Genomic DNA, 21,067 nt, shown 5'->3' on the forward strand with positions numbered 1-21,067 from the left:
GATCCCGGGCTGCTTCGTGCAGGGTCCGCAGCGAGGTCACTCTGATCCGGGGCCAGGGTCGCTTGCGGGGGGTTCGGGCAGCCAGTCGCGAGCCGGGTCGTACTCCAGCCATCGCCTTCGCCCGGCCTCTCCCGCGCAGGCGGCGGTGAGGCTGTTCAGTCCCGGATGTCCGTTGCCGGTGCGCCACAGCAGTGACCAGGCGTACAGCGGCGTGGGATCGACCAGGGGGACCGAGCACAGGCCGGGGACCTCCGGCAGTGGCACGTCCGCGGGCACCAGCGAGAAGCGGTGCGGGTCTCCGGCCACCTCGGCGAGGAAGTGAGCGAGTCCCAGGTTGACGCTCGTGGCCGTGTCCCGGATGCCGAACCGGTCGGCGAACCGGTGGAGGAAATCGAGCCGGTCCAGCGCACCGGGTGCCCACAGCGTGCTGCCGCGCAACTGGGCCGGTCGCAGCGCCGGTTCGGCTGCGAGCGGATGGTCCGTGCTCAGTACGGCATCCACCGGCTCGAGGCGGACCAGGCGGTGCGCGAGACCGGCGGGCAGTGGGGGGTGGACCCGGCCGAAGGCCGCGTCGATGTCGCCGTGCAGCAGTGCCGCCGTCACCGACGGCAGATCACGCCCGTGCCCCAGCGTCAGCTTCCCGGCCTGCCCGGCGACCTGGGCCAGCGTCCGCATCGGCGCGTAGAGGTGGCCCCAGACGTCCACGCGCAGTGGACGGTCCTCACCGACCGCTGCCGCGACGGCGGCATCGGCGGCGGCCACGGCCTGCCGGGCCGGCGGGAGGAAACGCCGTCCGGCGTCGGTGAGGCGTACGCCGTTGCCGCCGCGCCGGAACAGTTCGGTGCCGAGCAGGGACTCCAGCCGCGCGATCCTCTTGGACAACGCCTGCTGGGAGATGGCGAGCGCCCCGGCCGCCCGGCCGAAGTGGAGTTCCTCGGCGGTGCGCACGAAGGCACGTACCTGGGCCACGTCGAGATCCATGGCTCTCACCATAGGTGACAACCAGAAGTTGTCGGCTTCGCCCGTTCGTTGTTGGATCGTGGGGCTCCCACGGGAGTTGCATCCTCTCCATGCGAAGACTGATTCCCACGGGTGACCCGGCGCGTCCGGTCGCCTTCACCGAGGTCCCCCAGCCCGTGCCGGAGCCCGGCGAGACGCTGGTCAAGGTCGAGGCGTTCGCACCGAACCGGGGCGAGACCTTCCTTCTCGAGTGCCCCCGGCCGGGGGCACTGCCCGGCAAGGACATCGCGGGTCTCGTCGTGCAGGCGGCAGCCGACGGTTCCGGCCCCGGCATCGGCGCCCGCGTGGTCGGGCACCCGGCGCAGGGCGGCTGGGCCGAGTACGCCGCCGTGCCCACGCACTCGCTCGCGGTGCTGCCGGGCGCCATCGACAGCGTACGGGCGGCGGCCCTGCCGCTGGCGGGCATCACCGCGCTGCGGCTGCTGCGTACGGCCGGTTCCCTGGTCGGCCGGCGGGTGCTGCTGACCGGTGCCTCGGGCGGCGTCGGCCACTACGTCACCGAGCTGGCCGTCAGCGCGGGAGCCGAGCTGACCGCGGTGACGGCCACGCCGGTGCGCGGTGAGCGGCTCGCGGAGCTGGGCGCGAAGGTGGTGCACGAGGTCGCGGCGGCCCGGGGACCGTTCGATGTCGTGCTGGAGTCCACGGGCGGGCCCGATCTGCCCCTCGCCCTGTCGAAGGTGCGTCCGGGCGGCACACTCGTCTGGTTCGGCCAGGCGAGCCGCATCCCGGTGACCCTCGACTTCTTCCAGCTTCTCGGCGGGCCCGAGCGCGTCACGATCCGGCACTTCCACTACGCCGGCGCCCCGTACGGTCCCGATCTCTCCGCCCTGGTGCGCCTCGTGGAACAGGGCCGGCTGCACCCGGAGATCGGCCGCATCACCGACTGGGCGCAGACCGCCGGCACCCTGGTCGACCTGCGAGAGCGCCGGATACGCGGCAAGGCCGTCCTGCTGACCGGAGGAGCACGATGAGCACCGCCGAGTACGCCGCCGCCCAGTGGTCCCGCGCCATCGGTGCGGGCGTGGACCCGCACGAGTACCGGCGCGTCACCGATGGACTCACCTCCGTCGCCGACTGGGGGCCGTCCTTCCTGCGCACCGGGCACGGCTACCTCCAGCGGGCAAAGGGCGCGAAGTCCCCCCTCTCCGCGGGCGAGTACCTGCTGGCGGCGGCCCGGTGGTTCCACCTGGCCACCCTGGCGCCGTACGCGGAAGCACCTCGTGCCGCCGTCGAGGCGGATCGCGCCCTGAGCCGAGCGCTCACCGTGCTGGAGCCCGGTGCGCGGCGGGTGAGCGGCGAGGGATTCACCGGCTGGCTGCGCGGCCCCGTCGACGCGCCGGGGACCGTGGTCGTCGTCCCCGGCCTGGACTCGGCCAAGGAGGAGTTCCTCGATCTGGTGTCCGCGTTGCTGGCCAGGGGGCTGGCGGTGTTCGCGATGGACGGCCCGGGACAGGGCGTGCTGGCGGCGACCACCACCTTCGTGCCGGACTACGAGCGGGTCGTGGGGCGGGTCGTCGACGCCCTCGGCGTCGCACGCATCGGGCTCGTCGGCCTGAGTCTGGGAGGGTATTTCGCGGCCCGGGCCGCGGCGCTGGAGCCGCGCGTGGCGGCCGTCGCCACCGTCAGCGGTCCCTTCCGCCTCGACTGGGAAGAACTGCCCCCGCCGGTACGGGACCTCATGGCCCGACGCGCCGGGGGAACCGACGCCGCCCAGGAGTTCGTACACCACGTGGACCTCACCGCCCTGGCACCCCGCATCGCGGCTCCGCTGCTGGTCGTGGACGGCGGTCAGGACGTCATCCCCGGCGTGACGAACGGCGAGCCCCTGGCCCGTCTGGCGCCGCACGGCAGCTACCTGTCCGTCCCGCACGGCGACCATCTCCTCGGTAACGCGCGGCCCGACTGGCTGCCCCACCTCGGCGACCACCTCACGCACACCCTGACGGGAACACCGGCATGAACCGGTGCACCGACAAGACCGTCCTCATCACCGGCGGCACCCGCGCACGGGTGGACTCCGCTGTCGCGGAGCTCGGCCCGGGTGCCTCGGGGATCGTGGCCGGCGCCGCCGACCTCGGCGCGGTCGAGGCACTGATTCGAGGACGTCACCGAACCGGACTTCGACCACGGCATCGCCGTCAACCTCAAGGGCGTGTTCTTCACCGTCCAAAAGGCGCTGCCGCTGCAGGGGCCGGTGCGCGGACGTACGTTGCCCACGGACGGGCCGGGGGGGAGGGACCGGGCGGGTGAGGGTGCCGGGCGCATGGCCGCGGTGGCGCGCCTGCACGTGGCGGGCGGAGGCCGACGCCCGGGGCCAGGGGTACAGCCAGCCGTACTGTGCACGCCACGGGGTGTGCCACGCGCTGATCCGCACGAGCGAGTCACGAAGGCAAGTGATCAGGGCAAGCGCGTATCTGCCGGTAGGCCTGCCGGCAGCGTCGGCGCCCCTGCTCGTACTGCCGGTACCGGCCGTGGGCGCGATCGCCTTCGGGCTGACGGCACTGCCCCTCTTGATGCGGGTCGGTGCGGGCGCTGCGGCACTGGTCGGAGTGGCACCGGCGACGGGCCGCCGCACTGCTCGGCGTGGAGATACGTCCGCGCCCCGCCGGCCTGCCCGAGGGCCTGTCCGCGCGGTGGCGCCGGCCGCTGGACGTCTCCTGCGGCCGGCCGACGAGCCGTTTCTCCTTCCCTGTCCGACGCGGTGACCTCGACGGCCTGTCAGCCTGCCAGCCGGGCTTTCCAGATCTCCTCACCGGGCCATCGGTGAGCCCAGTCGGCGGGGATCTCCGCGTAGTCCCGGTGTGCGGGCCGGGGTGCCTGGACCTCGATCAGGTCTTCGACGACAAAGCCGCAGGACCGGAGCAGACGAAGCATCTCGCCATGCGGAAGGACCCATTCCACGCGATCCCCCCAATCCAGCCGGGACAGACCGAACTGCCCGCGGGACAAGGTGGTGGTCGCCGATCCGCCGGGCCATGCGCACAGCGCGTACAGCGGCGAGTAGCGCATGAACACCAGACGGCCTCCAGGAACGAGAACCCGGGCCGCCTCCGGGATCCACCGGTAGGGGTCGCACCACAACGAGGCGCCGTACTCGCTGATCGCCAGGTCGAACGTGTCGTCGTCGCAGGGCACCTTCTCGGCCGAGCCCAGGACGAGGGGGAAGCCGATGCCGAACTCCGCCTGCATCGCGCGAGCGGTGGCGAGCTGCTTCTCCGACAGGTCGATCCCGGTCGGGTCGGCCCCTGCTCTGGCCAGCCAGGCGGAAACGTAGGCAGTGCCGCAGCCCAGCTCGATGGCGCGCATCCCGGCTGTGCCGTCGGGAAGTACGCGGACCTCTGACTCGGGCGTGGCCCACAATCCCCACCGTGGTTCTGTCTGTGACCACTGATCGCGGGCGAGCGGCCCGTGCCACGCAGCCGCCTGGTCGTCCCAGTAGTGCCGGTTCCGCACCACGTGCTCCGCACGGTCCTCAGCGGCAGTCATGGAGGCATTTCCATCGAAGACGTCGGTGTTACGGCAACGGATTTACGCTCCTGGCGGCGATCGCAGCACACCGAAGGAGATGACTCGTCAGCTTGACGTTCAACCGCAAGCTGAGCGGGTGTGGCGAAGCCGAGTGCCGGCCCTTCCCCGGAGTCCGGGCCCTCGGCCCCGGACAGCGAGGACCGGCAACGCACTTCCTGGGAGGGTGGTCATACGCCGGGGCTGCCAGGGGGGAGGCCGAAGATGATGTCGGCGGCGCGGGCGAGGACTGGGGCACGGGTGGTGCCGGGGTGGTCGGCGGCGAGGAAGTGGCTGCCGATGGCTGTGCAGAAGGCGAGCAGGGCGCGGGCCTCGACCTCGTCAGGGTCGTCGCAGAAGGTGCGGATCGCGTCGCGCGCCAGCTGAATGCGCTTATTGTCCACGCGGCGCAGACGCTCGGCGACGGTGGGATCGCGGCGGGCCCAGTCGCGGATGGCCAGATCGACGGGCAAACGTATGACCCGAGAGAGGACACCGTCATGTCATTCGGTCTCTCGCCTTCCCCTACCCGGCCCCCGAGCACGTCAGAGATGCCGCGGGGCATCGGACCGCCCAGGCCGGACACGGCAGGGGCGCCGCTTCCTCGCGAGAGAAGCCCCGGAACTGTTCGTCGGAGACGCCCGTGAGTTCTTCGACGAGGTGCGCTGACAGGAAGCGTCCCGGGCCCTCGTCCGGACGAGCCCACTCCTCCTGGGCCGGGGGACGGTCTCGCACCACGGGTGGAGCCCGGGCAGGAGAAAGCCCGGACCGGTCCCCTCCGGCCGGCGTTGCCGCCGCAGCGCCAACTGCGCTGTGTAGGCTGGCCGTTACCAGGCCGGACCGGAAGGCTGCGCCCTCACCGAGGAGGCTGTACATGGCCGTCGAGTACTGGCACGCCTACGTCGCAGAGAAACTCGGGCCGTTCATCGATCTGTGCCGAGCCGACTACCTGGCACAGCGTGCGGCGGGGGACCTCGGCTCGGACCCGGTGGACGGCGTGGTGGAGTGGTCCCTGCCCTACGGGATGGACGACGGCAACGGGCTGGTGCGGCTGACCCTGTTCACCGAGGTGGTGCCGGACACCTACGAGCGCCGGATCCGGGTCGTGGTGGCCGCGGCGGCGCGCGGATGGCTCCAGGACGACGGCAGGGTGACTCTGCCACGTTTCACCGACCGGGACACGGGCCTCCGGCCTCGGCGGGAGTCCGACGCCGCGTCCGGAGACGACCCTCGCTCCGACGACCCGCGCCCCGACGGACCGTTGACCCGCGGCATGGCCGAGGCCCTGTGTGCGGCCGTCGGCGGGATCCCCGGCTCACTGTGCGAGGAGCCCGGCGGGGAGTTCGGTTTCTCGGTCGCCGTACGGGAGAGGGACTGAGGTTTCCCCCGGGGCTCGTGGTGTGGTCGACGGGAGTGGTTTCCCGGCGGCACCTTCGGCCGGTTCGTCAACGGTCGACCGGCGGGATCCGGTCCAGGCCGCTCTCGCGCAGGATCCGCCGGACGGTGTCGTCCAGGGTGCAGGCCGCGTCGATGACGCTCTCCATGCCGTCGGGCAGCAGGTCCTTCTCCCGGTACCAGTCACGCAGATGGTCCTCGGTGACGTGCCCGAGGTACTCGGCGTCGGCTCTCGTCGCGTGCCGGAGCACCGTCTCCGGGTAGGGGACGTGGAGGTAGTAGCAGCGTGTGACACCGCGGTGGGCGCGCACCAGGTTCTGGAGCATCGTGCCGTAGCGGTCGGCGTACAGGATGCCCTCCACGACGACGTGGAAGCCGTTGTCCAGGGCGTAGCGGGCGGTCAGGTCGATCAGGCCGATGTTCGCGCCGCCGGGCCGGTCGTGTTCGCGCAGCACGGTCCGGCGCAGGTTGTCCTGGCCGACGATCGCGAGATTGCGGCCGAACTTCTCGCGCAGGCCGGCCGCGACGGACGACTTCCCCGAGGCGCTGTTGCCGCGGATCACGATCAGGCGGGTGTCTTCCCTTCCCACCGCGCCCGGCACGTTCTCAGTCATGGGCCGTCGGTCCTGCGCTCGGCTCCGTCCGGTTCTCGTGGAAGTGGTCCCAGTTCATGACCGGGCGGAGACGCCGGTGTGTCGCCAGGCGTACCGTGTCGGCCGGTTCCTGCCCGTGCCGGGCCTGGGCGTCGCCGGACTTCACGAGTTCCGTGAGGGTGACGCGGACATCGTCGGTGTTCTGGCCGGTGGCGGCCGCCAGGCGGTCCAGGGGGCTGATCCGCATCGTCGGCGGGAAGCCCTGGCGGGGCAGGACGTGGTTCCAGCCCGAATCCCACCGGTCGTTGCGCATCACCATGTCCCGGCGCGGACCGGGCACAGACGGGTTCTCGGTCATCCGTGGTTCTTCCTCGTGGGGCGGCCCCAGCAACCGGCGGCCGAACACGCCCCGGTTGCCGGGCCGTAGCCGTGCCGCCCGACCGCCCGTTCCTTGCACCGCCTTACCGTTTCTGGCCCTGCTTCATCACCTCGTCCGTCATGTCGGCCACCTGGGCGGCCGGCGGTGCCTCCGCGTCGACCTCGGTACCGAAGTCGGAGTAGTGCATCACCATGGTCATCCTGATCTGCTGCGGCGAGGCACCGTTGTCCGGTTTCGCGCCGGCGGACGCCGGGGCCTTGACCGTCATGTCGAGCTGCTGGCGTCGCAGCCGCCCCTCGTCGTCGAGCCAGACATGCATCGGCAGGGTGGGGCCGACCTGCCGGCGCAGCTGGGCACCGTTCGGCAGCTCGGCGACGTCCACCGAAACCTTGTAGTGGGTGGTGTCGACGCCGTCGATCTTCTCCTTGCCGGCCTCGGTGACGTCCTTGTCGGTGATCGCCTTGGCGTAGGCGGCCGACTGGGCCGGGTCGCCGATCTGCCGGCCGTTCACGCCCTGGGCCTGCGCGGCCTTCTTCAGATCGATCTTCATCCAGGTCTTGCCGCCCTGGACCTTCTGCCCGGGCACCTTCTGGTAGAGGACTTGGTCGACCACGCGCTGTTCGATGCTCTTGCCCTCGGCGGTCACGGTCATGACGCTCTCGCCCTCTTCGAAGTCGAGCGCGCCCTTGCCCGCGGTCGTGATCGACTCACCCTGTGCGGAGAGCTTCATGTCGATCGTCATCCTGGCTGTCTCGGCCGCGGCCGTCTTGTCGTAGGCGGCCCGCACCTGCGCGGTGCCCTGCTCCTGAGCACCAGCGCCACCGCTCGTACTCGGTGCGGCACCGGTCTTCTGCGCCTTCGGTTCATCGTCGCCACCGCAGCCCGTCAGAACGACGCTCGCCATGACGGCGGCCACACCGATCGTGCTCGCCTTCGTCCCTCTGCTCCGCATGTGCGTTCCCATCCCCTCGACAGCGTCCGGCCCCTGCGGCTCGGCGGCTTCCTGCCGACCCGGATGCCCCGAGCGCACGCGAACACACTCTTCCCCGCGCGGTGTTGCGATCACGGGCGGCAGGGCGGCGCACAGCACGAACGCCACGGCCCGCGGCATCAGCCGCACCCGTTGCCGCGAGGCGCCCGCGAGCAGCGCGCGGGCGTTCCTCCTCCACCGCCGTCATGCGCGCCGGCCCCTCGGGCAGGAACGGCTGGTGGAAGTCGGCAGGGCCCCGCCGGGCACGTCCACTTGGTGTGCGGTCAGGCTGCGCAGGGCGGCTCCCGTAGGCCGTACAGGAGCCGGACGGGGCTCGGACGGGACGTCCGCGGGAGGCCGCCTGGTGGCCGTCCTCGACACTCAAAGGGAACGCGCGATGCGGAATCCCACGTCGTCGACCTGGAAAGCCGGGTGGCTGCGACGCCGCACGGACGCCCGGCAGCTCCAGTGCTCGTCGAACCAGCCTCCGCCACGCAGCACTCTGTAGGCGCCGTAGACCTCGGCGTCGTAGACGTCCCAGCACCACTCCCAGACGTTGCCGAGCATGTCGTAAAGGCCCCACTGACTGGGCTGCTTGCCGCCCACGTCGTGGATCCGCTCGTGCGAGTTGTCGCGGTACCAGGCGATCTCGTCGAGCGGCCCGTAGTGAGGTCCGGTCGTACCGGCACGGCAGGCGTACTCCCACTCGGCTTCGGTCGGCAGCCGGTACCCGTCGGCGGAGGCGTCCCACTCGATTCCTTCCCCGACGTCGTGGAAGCGGTAGGCGGGTGAGCGCCCGTCACGTCGGGACAGGGCATTGCAGAACCGGGCCGCGTCCCACCAGGAAACGCTCTCGACGGGCAGTGAGTCCCCCTGGGCGGTGCTCGGCCGCAGGCCGGTGACCTGTGCGTACAGCGCCTGGGTGACCGGGAGCGCCGCGAGTGCGTAGGGCGCGAGCTCGACCGGCCAACTGCGCTGCGTCCGCCGGTCCGACAGCGTCACCTGCCCCGGCGGAACGGCGATCATCTTTCCCGCGCTCGTGTCCATGGGGAGATGATCGCACCGACGCTTGTTCTGGATCGGCCATGGGGCCGGCGGTACAGCCGTTGACGTCCCGCCAGGTTCCACTGCGGCAAGGGCTGCGGCCGCCTGCGCGTGGGGCCGCTGAAGCCGTACACCGACGATGTGATCGAGCCGCGGACCGCCGGCACAAGACGTGGCCGATGCGCCGCCTGCGTGACGCCGGTGCGGTCCCGGCCTTCTCCAGCGACTGGAACGTGGCGGAGAGGGACTCCCTGGCGGGTATCTGCACGGCGGTCACCCTCCGGCCGCCGGCCGGGGGCGGGGGCGAGCCCTGGTGTCCGGAGGCGGGCGGGTGCGGGCCGGGCCGGTACGGAGTCAGTCGAACTGCATGATCTCGGCGGCGCCCGTCTGCGCGTACATGTCGTTGACGACCTTCTGCGCCAGGGCACGGTGCTCGGACGGAACCTCGATGCGCACCCACAGCAGGAAGGCGTGCTGGGTGCCTTCGCTCCTGTCCTGCCAGCCCCAGAGCCGTTTCATGGCCATGCGGTAGCGGTTGTCGCCGACGGATTCGGGCGCGTAGTAAGTACGTCTGTCGTGCTTCGTCCAGGTGGTGGCGGCATGGCCGGGGGCGGCGCGCAGGAATTCGGTCTTCTGTTCGTCGGTGCAGTTCTCTCCGCACCACAGGCTGCGGAACTCCAGTCGCAGTTCGGGGAGCAGACCCGCCTCGACGTGGTCGGGCAGCGCTGTGCACGTGTACGTGGGCGGGGCGCCGGCGCCGTAACTGCCGAAACGGCAGTCCATGTGCTTGGGTGCGCGGAAGACGAAGTGGGCGAGGGACAGCAGCCAAAGGTGGGAACGTTCGTCGCCCTGCCAGGTCGCGCCGTGCACCGAACCCTCAGTCCGCCGGTTGTAGAACACGAAGCGGTGGTCTCTGCCGGGGAGGGGCGGCTGTGGCGTGACGGAGGTGAGCGGCCGGTCGACGGCCGGCTCGGTGGTCCCCTGGAAGAAAGGCTCCGGATCCCCCTCGCGGGGCTGGAGCCCGGTGAGGTCCGCCCTCTGGAGCGCCTTTCGGGACAGGATCTGGGCGATCTCGGCGGCGCGGCCGAGGGGGGCGAATTCCTCGGTGTAGTCGAGCTGGATCAGGGCGTTGCCGGTCCGCACGCCGACCCTGGCCGTCGCCCCCGGCGCCTCGTTGCTCCCCGCCAGGTCGGTCGAACCGGGCCAGACCGCCAGGTACGCTTCGTGTCCCAGGCCGCTGAGATCCCGGTGGAAGCCGCCGGCCGACGCGTCCTTCTCTGCGGTTTTCGTCGCCTGGTCCCGTAACTGCACGTAGAAGGACTGGGTTGTCTCGGGTCCGCTGAGGGAGGCCCCGTCGCCGGCCAGCAGGTTCTGACTGATGCGGATGGACACGTTGCGGCTGAACGGCGCCTGCTCGTCCGCCGAGCATGACCCTCCGTCGGCTGTGCCTGCCTCGGCCGGGTCCTTCATCAGCCGGGACAGGTCCGCCGGGTCGAGGAGTGCGCAGGCGGCGGGCAGCGAGCGGACCGGCCCCGGCAGGTTCTCGGCGTGCACTACGCCGTAGACCACCGCGAGTTGCCCGCCCGAGACCGCGAGGGCGAGCACCGCGGCCACGGCCCGGCGAACCCGCTCGGGGGTGGTCCGGGGCTGCGCGAGCACCTCGGCCGGCACGCTGCAGGCAAGGCGGTCCCGCAGTTCGATGTGCCGGAACCGGTAGGCGCCGCCGGCCTGCCGCAGCACCCCGCGGGCGTGCGCGTCCTCCAGGAACGGCAGGAGACGCCAGGGAAGCCGGCCGGTGGCCCAGAAGTACAGGCGGGCCATGGTGAACCCGCCCCATGCGGAGTGGCCGAAGGAGAACAGCAGCCAGAACACCGGCATGGTCACGGCCATCAGCGCCCAGTGGCGGACGGTGACGACGTCCCTGCCGCCTCCTATGAACTGCCAGGTGAGCAGCATCACGGGTGGCAGGAGGAGGACATACCTCAGCGGTGTCGCCTCGTTGCCCGGGCGGAGCGGGGCGAACCAGCCCAGGGTGAGCACGCCTCGCCGGTCCGCCCGCAGCAGGGCGGCCGGGGTGCCGGCCAGGGCCGGATCGGCGCTGCGCCACACGCGCCCCAGGACCCGGCGCCCGTACCACCACACCACCACGCCGGAGCCGTAGGCCAGCGGGAAGAACCCCAGGTCGCCCCCGCGGAGGGCGGCTGTCCCTGCCGCGGCGATCGCGAAGACGGCCAGGGCCGCCCGCGCCCGGTCCGGCCACCGGGCAAAGGCGTCCCGGACGTCTTCGCGGCCGGGCCGGCGCAGCCTGCGCGGCGGCACATGCCGCCCCGTGGTCCGCGCTGCCGCCTCCCCGGCGAGTGCCAGCCCGCAGAGCATCGCGTACGCGCCGGACAGAGACAGCAGCGGCAGCCACTGCCACCACCACGGCAGGCCGTAGCCAATGCCCGCGACCGACAGCGAGCCGACGAGGAGCGCCGGCACCAGGACGAGCACGGCGACGGACCGGGGCAGGGACTCGTCCAGGCGCCACCAGGCGAGGTCCTGTTCGTTCGCCGCCTTCATCCGGGCGGCGAGAAAACCGGCCCAGGCGCGGGCCTGCTGGGGCGACCAGCCGCCGTGCGCCGCCTGTATGTCGCGCGAGGAGCTGTAGACGGCGTCCAGGAACGCGTCGTACAGGTGACGTTCGATGTCGGCGCGGGTCCTGAACGTGACCGGGTCCAGCAGCTCCGACGGATCGGCGGTGGTGCGGGCGTACGCGACCCGGGCCAGGCCGACCATCAGCGGAACGCTCAGCACCTCGCGCAGCCGCCGCACTTCGGGCGGTGCGGCAAAGGAGTGGCCGGCGAGCCGGTCCAGGACCGGTGTCCATCGGCTGCGGGCCCGGCCGGGGGCGAGGTATGCCCGTACGGTCGCGTCACCGAGCGGGCTCAGCCGGATCTCGGTGCGCTCGAAGTCCGCCTCTTCGGGCGCGTGTTCGCGGTACTCGGGTTCACGGCTGGTCAGCACGAAGGGGCGGCGGCCGCGCATGGTCTGGCTGATCTGGTGGAGGGCGGCGGCCCGCCGGTCCTCGGGGAGTTCGTCGAAGCCGTCGAGTACGGGCAGGACCCGGCCGGTGAGGAGGAGGTGGAAGGCGACGTCCGCCGCGGGCGCTTCGGGGACCGGGGTGCACGCCTGTGGGTGTGCGTCGGCGAGCTGCTCCGCCATCCAGCGCAGCAGTCCTTGGTCCGGGTCCCAGGAGGCCAGGGACACGACCGCCGGCACCGGGTCGTCGGAGCCCTTGGCGCGGCGGTGCAGCAGTGTCTGGGCCAGGCGCAGGACGAGCACGGACTTGCCGGCCCCGGCGCCACCGAGGACGACCAGGCGGCGGGCGGGGGTGGTGGTGTAGAAGGCGGCGATGTCGGGCGGGGCGGGACGCGCCGGCAGGTGGTGTTCCTCTGCGTCGGCTCCCTCCCCTGCCTCCTCTGCCTCCGGAGTCGTCCAGGTCACGTCCAGCGGGTAGGGGTCGTTGATCCTTGTCAGACGTTCGTCCTCGTCGTAGCGGACGGCCAGGCCCTCCGCCAGGGCCTCGGTGGCGCGGGCGAGGCTGCGCCTGGTGCGCCAGGCGGCCAGGCGTCGGCGGGCCCGCTCCCTGCGGACCCGGGACCATACGGCATATCCGGCGGCGCCTGCGAGGAGTGCCCAGCCGCCGGTCACCGGCCCCGGGTCGAGTTCCGCGGGCAGCGGAAGCCTGGGGCGGGCGAGGAGCAGGAAAACCCCGAGCAGAACGACGGCGGACGGCAGGACCGCCGCGCCGGGACCGCCGGTGCCGCGCACCGCGCGAAGGTCGTGATCCCCGTGAAGAGAGACGTTCTCGATGACCTGCGCGAAGACGACGTTCTGCTGGGTTCCCCCGGAGATCTCCTGATGCAAACCGCCGCCGTCGGCCGTCCGGCCTCCCTCGCCGCCCGCCACACCCGTCTCCCCCGCTTCCGTTCCCCGGTCAGCCGAGGTTGACCGAACCGTGGACGTCACGGGTGAAGACGACGTTGTGCTGGGTGCCTCCCGAGATCTCCTGATGCTGGGTGCCTTTGCCGGCCGCCACGGCGGACAGCTGCTCCGCCTCCCGTCGCCACAGGGTGAGGGCCTCGGCGAACGCCGGGTCCTGGCGGGCCCGCAGGGCGAGGCCCTCGGCCAGCCGGGCGGCGCGCTGTTCGTCGGAGGCGTCCTCGTCCAGGGCCACGGCCAACTCGTCCACCGCGGGCTCGCCGTCGGCCTGTGCGGCGTCGGGCTGCCGGGCGGGGGGCCGCTGGGCGAGGGTACGCAGCCGCTCCCAGAGGTTCTGTCCGGCGGCCCCGGCGGTCCCGCTCGCCAGAGCCATGAGAAGGTCCGCTGCCACGGGTTCCACGCGTCTCCCCTTCCGACGACCTCCAGGAGTACGACCCTAATTCCCAACTACGAGCCGACGCACGCCACTTGTGGCCTAAGAGTGCTGCCGGGGTCCAAGGGCGCCCTGTACGCGGCGTTCCGTCGTGCTGCGAAGTGCCGGCCGGGCCCGCCGCCGCTCCGAGCGGTACTTCGGGGTCGCCGGAGCGCACCCGACAGGTCACTGCGCGAGACGGAACGAGCCGGCGTCCGGGCGCCGTCCGCCCGCTCTGGCGAACCGGGCGGAACAGGGAGGTCAGGGGCGCCGGCGTCGGCGTGCGGTGTGTTTCTCGTAGGGCTGGGGATCCGGGTGGGTGATCGGCTCGAGGGTGCTGCCCCAGGGGGTGTGCGTGTGGACCAGGCGGTTGCGCTGCCCGTTCTCGGGGCCGGGCAGGGGGTTGGGTCCGGGCAGGACGCGCCCGCCCGCTTCCTCGACGCGGGCGGCGGCGGTCTCGGTGCCGGGGACGGTGACGCCGACGTGGTCGATGCCGCGGACGGGAGAGGTGCCGCGGTGGCCGTCAGGAAGAGGCACGGGCGGGACGCAGTCGTCGCAGCGGCTGGTCGAGTTCACGGCGGTAGAAGTCGATGAACCCGTCGGGGTCGGGGCCCGCGTTCTGCATGACCAGCCTGTCGAACCCGGCGTCGAGGTAGGACTGGACCGCCGTCACGTAGCGGTCCGGATCGGGGCCGCAGGCGAACTTCCCGAGGATGTCCTCCGTGCGGACCGTGGTGGTGGCGGCGTCGAAGTTGACGGGGTTGGGGAGTTCGCTCATCACCTTCCAGCCCGTCAGGGCCCACCGTGACGTCTTCAGCGCGGCCTGGGCGGCCGTCTGTTCGTCGGGGGCCCAGGCCATGGGCACTTCGGCGTAGCCGGGGCCCGTGCCGCCGGCGGCGCGGTAGTGCTGGACGATCGAGGCTTTGTCCTCGGTGGCGAACAGGCCGTCCCCCAGTTCGGCGGCGATGCGCGCCGAATCGGCACCGCTGGCGGCCACGGCGATCAGCGGGGGCTTCTCCGGCAGGTCGAAGACCTGCGCGTCCTCCAGCCTGAGGTGCTTTCCCTCGTACGAGCGGTATCCGCCGCGCCACAGCAGGCGGATGATGTCCAGTGCCTCGCGCAGCAGTTCGTGGCGGACCCGGACCGAGTCGGGGAACCCCCGGCCGACCACGTGTTCGTTGAGGCGCTCGCCGGAGCCCACTCCCAGGACGAAGCGGCCGCCGGAGACCAGGGCGAGGGTCGCGGCGGCCTGCGCGATGATCGCCGGATGGTAGCGGACCGTCGGACACGTCACTCCGGTCACCAGTCCCACGCGTTCCGTCTTCGCCGCGATCGCGCCGAGCACGGTCCAGGTGAAGGAGGAGTGGCCCTGGACGTCCAGCCACGGATGGAAGTGGTCGCTCATCTCGACGAAGTCGAAGCCCGCGGCTTCCGCGAGTACCGCCTGGCGGACGAGTTCTTCCGGGCCGAAGGCCTCTGAGGCCAGTTTGTAGCCGATTTCCATGCGGGCAACTCTGGCAGTCGACGCGTACGCGGGCGGGCACAGGCACAGCCGCGGCCCGCACACCACCCGGATGGCACACCACTCGGACGGCACGGCCGGCTTCCCGCCCGGCCGTTCCGGCGGGTCCCGCCGGGGGCACCCCGCCGGGGGGCGGGGTGCCCGGGTGGGCCGGTGGGGTGGTGGGGTGCCTAGGTGAACTGCTGGTTCGCCGAGCCGTCGCAGTTCTGGATCCGCAGCGGCTCCTTCGGGCCGGCCAGGGTGAGGCAGAGCCCCCGCGCGGCCGACGGCCGGATCGTGTCCCCGTCACGGACGAACTTCTGGTGCGTCCCGCCGTGGCAGTTCCACAGGACCAGGCCCGTGCCGGCCGGGTAGCGGGCGTCGGGGACGTCCAGGCAGCGGTCCTGGGTCAGCTCGGTGTGGACGGTTCCCCGCTGCGGGTCGTACCACCAGCCCTGGTTGCGGCCGCCGTGACACGTCCAGCCCACGACACGGGTGCCGTTGGCGCTCGCGGCGGCGTCGGCGTCCACGCAGGTGCCGGTCGCCCTGTTGGTCAGCGGCCGGTAGACCGCGTCCCAGGCGTGCGGGAAGAGGACCGGCTTCCCGGAGGAGTCGACGTCCGCGCAGCTCGCCTCCCGGGCTCCCGAGGCGTACAGCTGCGTGAGGCAGGAGGCGAAGGCGGCGTGGCCGCGCGCGTTGGGGTGGAAGGACTGGCGCAGGGAGTTCTCGTCGGGTGTGCCGGGTTTGGAGAGGTCGATGTAGGCGCCCCGGGCCCAGGTGTCCTCCATGCAGACCTCGTGTCCGTGGAAGAGCCGGGAGTTGTCGAGGTAGATCGCCCCGGTCTCGGCCGCGGCCCTGCGCATGCCGCGTTCGAAGGCGGGTACGGCGGTGTTGCGGCCCCAGACGGTGTCGGAGTCGTATCCCAGGCCGCCGCAGGCGAGCTTGCCGGAGAAGTCCGGGTTGTCGCGGAAGTCGGGGCCGATGGGGCTGGGGTAGCCCATGAGGACGAGCTTGTAGTCGCCGTCGGCGTACCCCGCGTCCCTCATCACGCTCCTCAGGTCGCGTACGGTCTGCTCGACCTTGGGGACGAGGCCGTCGACGCGGGCCTGCCAGCCGGGGGCGTACTTGGGTTCGCAGGGGCCCTGGCCGAGCAGGTAGCGCGTGACGCAGTCGGTCATGACGGGGCCGAACTGGAGGTCGTCGTTGGCCCCGGCGACCAGCAGCACCATCTTGACGCGGGTGTTGCGCGCCTTGATCGCCAGGTTGTCGCTCTGCACGAGTTCGTCGGCGTACTGCTTGGTGCCGCCGATGCGGATGTTGACGGTGGACGCGCCGGAGCACGACACGTCGAACGTGAGGTCGGCGGGGATGCCGGTGCGGTGGATGGCGGCTTCCGGTGAGCGGTGGCACCAGTTGTCGGGGCCGTTGGTGCCGGGTTCGTAGGTGCCGATGCCCTCGCCGGAGATCTCGCTGTCGCCGAGGGAGACCAGGCTGGTCCTGCGGTCGTCGAGCGGCCGTTCGGCGGGGCTTCCGTAGAGCTCGACGGCCTCGGCCGCGCGGAGGGTCTCCAGTTCGGGAGGGAGCGGGACGGAGGAGACGGTCGCGCCGGGGCCGGACGGTGCGGCCTGCGCGGGGGCGGTGGCGGACATGGTCCCGCCGATCACCGCCACCGCGGCGGCGGCCGCCGTCAGCCAGTGGTGTCTGTGCCGTGTGCCCTTCACTGCACCTCCTGGTGGTGGGGTTACCGAGGGTTTTATTGGCCGGTAGGCCCCATGGGAACCCTTGGAACAAGACAACTGCTCAACTTTTACGCGGAGTGACGACGACGGTGACCCGCGCCCCGGGCCTGGCCCGTACCTGCGCGACCGTCGCGCGGTCGCCGGGGAGCACGGGTGCGGCGGTCCGGGCGTCCCCGGTCAGCGCGACGCGCCAGCCGCCCGCCCGGGGCGGCACGGAGACCTCGGTGACCCCGTGGCCGGCCCGGTACGTCAGCCGGAAGACACCCCTGTCCGGCTCGTACGTCTCGGCGGTGACCCGGCCGGCGACCGCCGGGGCGTACGGCGCGGCGGTCTGCTCCTTGTTGGCCCTGAAGCGTCCCTCGGCGTCGACGGCGCAGTATCCGCCGCCGTAGCACCAGACGTAGCCCGCCCAGCCGGAGCTGTAGCGGTTCAGGGACGCCAGGGCGTCACGGTAGAAACGTCCCATGTTCGGCAGGGTGTTGTTGAGCGGCCCCCACTCCCCCACCACGACGGGGACGCGGTACCGGCTCGGGTAGACGGTCACCGCGGCCTCGTACGCCTCGATCCAGCCGGCCGAGGGGTCGTAGTCGGCACCCGCCTCCATCGCGGTGTTGTAGAAGTGGGGCGCGTAGACGGCCTTGGGGTCGTGGATCCGGCCCAGGCCGGTGGGGACGCCCTCGCCCACGATGGGGGTCGGTTCGAAGAAGATCCAGGAGTCGTCGTCGACGGAGCGGACGGCGTCGGCGAGGCGGTTGTAGAGGGGGGTGAGGTGCTCGCGTTCGATGCGCCGGGCGGCCGTCGGCAGGTCCTCGCCCTCCGCGATCTCGCCCATGGGCTCGTTGATCAGGTCGTAGCCGAGGACGGCCGGGTGGTCCCCGAGCCGTCCGGCCAGCACGCGCCACATGTCCGCCTGGGCGCGCCGCAGGTCCGGGTCCTCGTAGAGGTGGGTGAACGCCCGCTGCACGGCCGGTTCGAAGTACTCGGCGAACCAGTCGTCGGGGTGCGGGGTGAACGGCAGTCCGTCGGTCCTGGTCGCCCACTCGGGGATGCCGCGGTGGCCGAACGCGGGCCCGAAGACGTCCTGGTGCGCGTCGATCAGGACCTGGACGCGGTGCTTGTGCGCCCAGTCCAGGATGCGTTCGATCCTGCGGAGGTACCGCTCGCTGTAACGGCCCTTCTCGGGTTCGAGGTCGTCCCAGAAGACCAGCAGCCGCGCGAAGTTGAAGCCCCGGGCCCGCAGATCACGGAAGTGGTGCTCGCCGATCGCGGACAGGGCGGCCTCGCCGCGGTGGGTCTTGTCCTCGACGTTCCAGCCGCGCAGGGTCAGCACGCGGCCCCGGTCGTCCGTGAGCCGGGGGACGGCGGGGGACGGATCGCGGTGGTCCGCGACGGCGGCCCCCGCGTGGGCGGTGGTGGTGACGGACAGCAGGAGGGTGCAGACGAGCGTGGCGAACAGACGGCGGTACACGGGACCTCCGGCACGGTCGGTCGACAGTGCCGCAGATCACATCAGGAAAGATGAGCATTGTTCAAGACTGCGTACCGGGTCCGCCGCCTCCCGGGTCCGGGAACGGCAGGTCGGCTCCGCACCCACGTCCTTGGCGGAGGGGTGTGCCCGGGCACGGCGTGAGGGACAGCCGGACGGCGGCGGTGGCGGTGAGGGCGGGACGAGTGGCGCGTCGTGGTCACCGCAGGACGTCGTAGGTCAGGTGTGTCGCCGTCGATGTCGGGGTCGTGCCGCGCTGCACCAGCGTGCGCGGCGCTCCGCCGGTGAACAGTGGCGTCCCGGCGCCCAGGACGACGGGGGCGAGATGCAGCGCGAGCGTGTCGACCAGGCCCGCTCCGAGCGCCGAACCGATCGTGGCCCCGCCGCCCATGAGGACGACGTCGAGGTCCTTGCCGCTGTCCGACGACGCGGCCTCGGCGCGCTCGCGTGCGGCGGCGACGGCATCGGGCAGGCCGGTGGTGACGAACGTCCAGTCGAGGCCGGTGAGCCGTACCGACCGCGGTGGCGAACTCGTCACGACGACGAACGCGGGCTTGCCGACCTCGCCGGCGCCGTAGCCGGTCGTGTCGTCCCAGCCGTTCGGCCCGTCGACGATGTCGAAGAGACGGCGGCCGAGGACGACGGCGCCCGAGCGGGCGGTGGCCTCGCGCAGTATCCGGCGGTCGTCGGGGTCGTCGGAGAAGGCCCAGGTGTGCAGGGCCTCGCCGCCGGTGCCCAGTCCGTTGTCCGGGCCGGGGTCGGGTCCGGTGACGAATCCGTCGAGGGAGACCGAGATGTCAGCGATGATCCGTGTCATACCAGGGCAGACCCGGCTCATCGCTCGAATTCATCGCTCACGCGTGGCACGTGTTCCGGATGTGTCCTCGGAAGCAGTTCTCGCCGCCCGCCCGTTCGGCCGCATCGGTGGAGACGGCAGGGGCGTCGTGGGGCCGGGTGGAGAGCGGTCGTCCGATCGTCCGGTCGCCGCGGCCGTGACCGCATCGCGGCCGGCGGCTCGGGAGACCTGGGCGACCCGCCGGCCGGCTACCTGCCGGGGCCGGTCGTGCGCAGTACGGCGCGGGCCGCCGCGCGCAGGGCGGCGACCTCGGTGTCCTCGCCGTGCTCGGCGAGCCAGGCGAGTGCGGCGGTGCAGGGGGAGAGTCCCCCGACCTCCGCGTAGACGAGTCCCGGGCGGGGGTAGAACTCGCGGGCCGCCGCCGGCAGGAAGGCGATGCCCTGTCCGTTCGCGACCGCGAGCAGCAGGGATTCCATGTCGGTGACGACCGGCCCGTAGCGTACGGGGGTGCCGTCGGGCCGTGGGTTGCCGGTCCAGTGGTCCCACCAGCCGCGCACCGCGTCGCCCGGGATGTCCACGAAGACCCGGTCGGCGAGGTCCGCCATGGTGAGCGGTTCCCCGCTGCGGGTGGCGAGCGGGTCGCCCGCGGGCAGGCACACCACCCGTGGCTCGCTGGCGAGCTGCAGGGTGCGGATGCCCGCGGGCAGCGGCTGCCGCAGGAAGGCGGCGTCCACCTCGCCGCCGACCAGTGCCTGGACCTGGTTCACCAGGTCCAGGGAACGCATCTCGATCTCGCTCTCCGGATGCCTCCGCCGGAACTCGGCGAGGATCCGCCGGGCGTACGGCATCGCCGCCTCGGCGCCGATGAAGCCGACCCGCAGCCTCCCGCACATCCGGCGCGAGTGGCTCCGTATCACCTCGTTCAGCCGGTTCGTCGCCTCCACGACGGCGCGGGCCTCGGGCAGCAGTGCCTGCCCCGCCGGGGTGAGCTCCACCCGGCGGGTGGAGCGCCGGACCAGGCCGACGCCCATCCGGCGTTCGAGGGCGATGATCTGCCGGCTGAGCGCGGGCTGGCTGATGAACATCCGCTTCGCCGCCCGTCCGAAATGCAGGTCCTGGGCCAGTGCCAGGAAGAGCCGCAGCTGGTGCGTGCTCGGGTCGGCCGCGGTGAGGGAACCGCCGCCGGGGGGCGGCTCACCGCTTCTTCCGGCGTCCGCTTTCGCCACGGCGGAGGCCGTGGCCCCTGCCCTGCTCGTGTCCGGCCCGCTCCCGCACGGCTCGGGGAAGGGGCCGAACCCCTTGCCCTCGCCAGGCCCCCCGTAACCGTCCGTCACCACTTCTCCCGTAGCGCCCCCGTCAGTGTCTCCCCCACAGTGCCCTGCCGCCTGCCCCTCCCGCAGTCCCCCACAAGCGTGTTCACCTCCGTCGATAACCTTCGGAACATCAATATGCAGCGCATGCGCATGAGTTAACTCTTCAAGTGCCGACCCGCCGACGGGCACGATGTGTGACGTCTCCCGGACGGCCGCTATGGGACGCGGCCGCCGGAAGTGCCCGAGAAGGGGGTAACGAGCATGTCAGCACGTAAGGTCCTGGCCATGGCGGCGGCCGCGGTGACTCTGGTCATGGGGCCGGCGCTGTCCGGCTCCGCGACGGCCGAGCCGGCGGCCACGCAGTCCGCGTACACCCGGCAGGCGCTGGAAGCCGGTCTCACCGGTGCCCAGGCCTCCGAGCTCCAGCGGCAGGTGGACGCCTACCTGGCGACGCACCCGGACGCCCGTCAGGTGTCGGCGAACCGGCTCGCGACCGAGGGCGGGTCCGTGACCCTCCCGGCTCCCGGACAGAGCCAGGTCCGTGACCTCGCCTCGCCCGAGGCCGCGGTCGCCTGCGCCCACGGCCACCTGTGCATCGTGGACGGCCGCGGCCGTCACTACGACTACTACCGGTGCGGCCGCTACAGCTTCGACGGCATCGGCGACGGCACCTTCAACAACAACCAGACGTCCGGCACCGTCGCCCGGTTCTACAACTCCGACGGCAGCCTGCGCTGGACGAACCGCGCCAAGGACACCGGCACCGCGTCCTGGACACCGGTCTTCTACATCCGGCCCTGCTGACCTTCCCGTGGCCCGCGCGGCCGCGGCCGCCCGTCCCCGACCGTCGACGCCACCGGCGTCACGAGCGGGGGCGGGCCCTGGCGTTGCGGCTGCTCGGTGCCGGCGGCCGCCCTCCCCTGCGGCGGGC

At 72.2% G+C, this 21,067-nt stretch carries 18 protein-coding genes and 1 pseudogene; 4 read left to right on the forward strand and 15 right to left on the reverse strand.

Annotation, left to right across the window (positions count from 1 at the left end):
• Positions 1 to 36 precede the first annotated feature (36 nt).
• On the reverse strand, positions 37 to 981 hold the full coding sequence (locus ACFYOJ_RS32735; protein WP_356557629.1) for a LysR family transcriptional regulator: 945 nt from the start codon (positions 979 to 981) through the stop codon (positions 37 to 39).
• An 89-nt stretch (positions 982 to 1,070) separates the two neighbouring features.
• Between ACFYOJ_RS32735 and ACFYOJ_RS32740 the strand changes: the two genes are divergently transcribed.
• The gene (locus ACFYOJ_RS32740; protein WP_356557630.1) at positions 1,071 to 1,991 is read left to right on the forward strand and encodes a zinc-binding dehydrogenase; all 921 of its coding nucleotides are present in this window, start codon (positions 1,071 to 1,073) and stop codon (positions 1,989 to 1,991) included.
• The gene (locus ACFYOJ_RS32745) at positions 1,988 to 2,980 is read left to right on the forward strand and encodes an alpha/beta fold hydrolase (protein ID WP_356557632.1); all 993 of its coding nucleotides are present in this window, start codon (positions 1,988 to 1,990) and stop codon (positions 2,978 to 2,980) included. The genes ACFYOJ_RS32740 and ACFYOJ_RS32745 overlap by 4 nt, the downstream gene beginning before the upstream one ends.
• Before the next feature lie 758 nt (positions 2,981 to 3,738).
• Here ACFYOJ_RS32745 and ACFYOJ_RS32750 read toward each other — a convergent pair.
• Together ACFYOJ_RS32750 and ACFYOJ_RS32755 are read right to left on the reverse strand one after the other, a co-directional pair.
• Positions 3,739 to 4,506: a class I SAM-dependent methyltransferase gene (locus tag ACFYOJ_RS32750; protein ID WP_356557633.1), complete on the reverse strand. Its 768-nt coding sequence runs from the start codon at positions 4,504 to 4,506 to the stop codon at positions 3,739 to 3,741.
• 209 nt (positions 4,507 to 4,715) lie between these two features.
• A pseudogene (locus tag ACFYOJ_RS32755) lies at positions 4,716 to 4,997 on the reverse strand (TetR/AcrR family transcriptional regulator); the annotation flags it as partial.
• Positions 4,998 to 5,398: 401 nt separating this feature from the next.
• Here ACFYOJ_RS32755 and ACFYOJ_RS32760 point away from each other — a divergent pair.
• On the forward strand, positions 5,399 to 5,902 hold the full coding sequence (locus tag ACFYOJ_RS32760) for a hypothetical protein (RefSeq protein ID WP_356557634.1): 504 nt from the start codon (positions 5,399 to 5,401) through the stop codon (positions 5,900 to 5,902).
• 67 nt (positions 5,903 to 5,969) lie between these two features.
• Here ACFYOJ_RS32760 and ACFYOJ_RS32765 read toward each other — a convergent pair whose 3' ends face one another.
• The 12 genes from ACFYOJ_RS32765 to ACFYOJ_RS32820 form a co-directional block, all read right to left on the reverse strand.
• Complete coding sequence (locus ACFYOJ_RS32765; protein WP_356557635.1) at positions 5,970 to 6,533, reverse strand: AAA family ATPase; 564 nt, start codon at positions 6,531 to 6,533, stop codon at positions 5,970 to 5,972.
• Positions 6,526 to 6,870 (reverse strand): DUF6042 family protein, encoded by a 345-nt coding sequence (locus ACFYOJ_RS32770; protein WP_356557636.1) that lies wholly within the window; start codon positions 6,868 to 6,870, stop codon positions 6,526 to 6,528. Before ACFYOJ_RS32770 ends, ACFYOJ_RS32765 begins: the two co-directional genes overlap by 8 nt.
• Positions 6,871 to 6,973: 103 nt before the next feature.
• Positions 6,974 to 7,843 (reverse strand): hypothetical protein, encoded by an 870-nt coding sequence (locus ACFYOJ_RS32775; RefSeq protein WP_356557637.1) that lies wholly within the window; start codon positions 7,841 to 7,843, stop codon positions 6,974 to 6,976.
• Positions 7,844 to 8,242: 399 nt separating this feature from the next.
• Entirely contained in the window at positions 8,243 to 8,908 is a 666-nt protein-coding gene (locus ACFYOJ_RS32780; protein ID WP_356557638.1) for a formylglycine-generating enzyme family protein, read from the reverse strand.
• A 351-nt stretch (positions 8,909 to 9,259) separates the two neighbouring features.
• On the reverse strand, positions 9,260 to 12,856 hold the full coding sequence (locus tag ACFYOJ_RS32785; RefSeq protein ID WP_356557639.1) for an NACHT domain-containing protein: 3,597 nt from the start codon (positions 12,854 to 12,856) through the stop codon (positions 9,260 to 9,262).
• 28 nt (positions 12,857 to 12,884) lie between these two features.
• Positions 12,885 to 13,280, reverse strand: a complete 396-nt coding sequence (locus tag ACFYOJ_RS32790) for a hypothetical protein (protein ID WP_356557640.1) — start codon at positions 13,278 to 13,280, stop codon at positions 12,885 to 12,887.
• 282 nt (positions 13,281 to 13,562) lie between these two features.
• Positions 13,563 to 13,838 carry a hypothetical protein gene (locus ACFYOJ_RS32795; RefSeq protein ID WP_388598430.1) on the reverse strand — a complete coding sequence of 92 codons (276 nt, stop codon included), beginning with the start codon at positions 13,836 to 13,838 and terminating at the stop codon, positions 13,563 to 13,565.
• Complete coding sequence (locus ACFYOJ_RS32800) at positions 13,825 to 14,805, reverse strand: TIGR03557 family F420-dependent LLM class oxidoreductase (RefSeq protein WP_356557642.1); 981 nt, start codon at positions 14,803 to 14,805, stop codon at positions 13,825 to 13,827. The genes ACFYOJ_RS32795 and ACFYOJ_RS32800 overlap by 14 nt, the downstream gene beginning before the upstream one ends.
• 188 nt (positions 14,806 to 14,993) lie before the next feature.
• Positions 14,994 to 16,523, reverse strand: coding sequence for a ricin-type beta-trefoil lectin domain protein (locus tag ACFYOJ_RS32805; protein ID WP_356557643.1), 1,530 nt, complete (start codon positions 16,521 to 16,523; stop codon positions 14,994 to 14,996).
• Positions 16,524 to 16,602: 79 nt separating this feature from the next.
• Positions 16,603 to 18,009 (reverse strand): cellulase family glycosylhydrolase, encoded by a 1,407-nt coding sequence (locus tag ACFYOJ_RS32810; RefSeq protein ID WP_356557645.1) that lies wholly within the window; start codon positions 18,007 to 18,009, stop codon positions 16,603 to 16,605.
• Positions 18,010 to 18,226: 217 nt separating this feature from the next.
• The gene (locus tag ACFYOJ_RS32815) at positions 18,227 to 18,844 is read right to left on the reverse strand and encodes a dihydrofolate reductase family protein (RefSeq protein ID WP_356557646.1); all 618 of its coding nucleotides are present in this window, start codon (positions 18,842 to 18,844) and stop codon (positions 18,227 to 18,229) included.
• Between the two features lie 227 nt (positions 18,845 to 19,071).
• Entirely contained in the window at positions 19,072 to 20,049 is a 978-nt protein-coding gene (locus ACFYOJ_RS32820; RefSeq protein WP_356557647.1) for a LysR family transcriptional regulator, read from the reverse strand.
• 348 nt (positions 20,050 to 20,397) lie between these two features.
• Here ACFYOJ_RS32820 and ACFYOJ_RS32825 point away from each other — a divergent pair, with 348 nt between their 5' ends.
• Positions 20,398 to 20,940, forward strand: coding sequence for a hypothetical protein (locus tag ACFYOJ_RS32825; RefSeq protein WP_356557648.1), 543 nt, complete (start codon positions 20,398 to 20,400; stop codon positions 20,938 to 20,940).
• Positions 20,941 to 21,067: the final 127 nt, after the last annotated feature.

This window comes from Streptomyces sp. NPDC006384 (assembly GCF_042870695.1).
Lineage (GTDB): Bacteria > Actinomycetota > Actinomycetes > Streptomycetales > Streptomycetaceae > Streptomyces.